We start from the raw sequence: 1,247 nt of genomic DNA on the forward strand, positions 1-1,247 counted from the left end.
AACCCCCTAACACTTAGCACTCATCGTTTACGGCGTGGACTACCAGGGTATCTAATCCTGTTTGATCCCCACGCTTTCGCACATCAGCGTCAGTTACAGACCAGAAAGTCGCCTTCGCCACTGGTGTTCCTCCATATCTCTGCGCATTTCACCGCTACACATGGAATTCCACTTTCCTCTTCTGCACTCAAGTTTTCCAGTTTCCAATGACCCTCCACGGTTGAGCCGTGGGCTTTCACATCAGACTTAAAAAACCGCCTACGCGCGCTTTACGCCCAATAATTCCGGATAACGCTTGCCACCTACGTATTACCGCGGCTGCTGGCACGTAGTTAGCCGTGGCTTTCTGATTAGGTACCGTCAAGACGTGCATAGTTACTTACACATTTGTTCTTCCCTAATAACAGAGTTTTACGATCCGAAGACCTTCTTCACTCACGCGGCGTTGCTCCGTCAGGCTTTCGCCCATTGCGGAAGATTCCCTACTGCTGCCTCCCGTAGGAGTCTGGACCGTGTCTCAGTTCCAGTGTGGCCGATCACCCTCTCAGGTCGGCTACGCATCGTTGCCTTGGTAAGCCGTTACCTTACCAACTAGCTAATGCGGCGCGGATCCATCTATAAGTGACAGCAAGACCGTCTTTCACTGTTGAACCATGCGGTTCAACATGTTATCCGGTATTAGCTCCGGTTTCCCGAAGTTATCCCAGTCTTATAGGTAGGTTATCCACGTGTTACTCACCCGTCCGCCGCTAACGTCAGAGGAGCAAGCTCCTCGTCTGTTCGCTCGACTTGCATGTATTAGGCACGCCGCCAGCGTTCATCCTGAGCCAGGATCAAACTCTCCATAAAAAATTATGATGTTTGATTAGCTCATAAATACTAAATAGTTTGTAACGTTTCGTTACGTTTATTGGAATTAACGTTGACATATTGTCATTCAGTTTTCAATGTTCATTTATTATAATGAATAATTATAAATGGTGGAGACTAGCGGGATCGAACCGCTGACCTCCTGCGTGCAAAGCAGGCGCTCTCCCAGCTGAGCTAAGCCCCCATAAATTTAAAAAGAAGTCGGGAAGACAGGATTCGAACCTGCGACCCCTTGGTCCCAAACCAAGTGCTCTACCAAGCTGAGCTACTTCCCGTATGTAGTTAATAATCATAATAAAATGGCGCGCCCGATAGGAGTCGAACCCATAACCTCTTGATCCGTAGTCAAACGCTCTATCCAGTTGAGCTACGGGCGC

The 1,247-nt window shown here is 48.7% G+C and carries 3 tRNA genes and 1 rRNA gene; all 4 read right to left on the reverse strand.

The annotated features are described in order from the left end of the window. A 16S ribosomal RNA gene (locus HMPREF2706_RS06670) occupies positions 1 to 849 on the reverse strand; the annotation flags it as partial. Positions 850 to 978: 129 nt separating this feature from the next. Then, a tRNA-Ala gene (locus HMPREF2706_RS06675) sits at positions 979 to 1,054 on the reverse strand. Between the two features lie 17 nt (positions 1,055 to 1,071). Beyond that, positions 1,072 to 1,145 (reverse strand) — tRNA-Pro (locus HMPREF2706_RS06680). A 25-nt stretch (positions 1,146 to 1,170) separates the two neighbouring features. Beyond that, a tRNA-Arg gene (locus HMPREF2706_RS06685) sits at positions 1,171 to 1,247 on the reverse strand.

This window comes from Staphylococcus sp. HMSC067F07, from assembly GCF_001837405.1.
Lineage (GTDB): Bacteria > Bacillota > Bacilli > Staphylococcales > Staphylococcaceae > Staphylococcus > Staphylococcus capitis.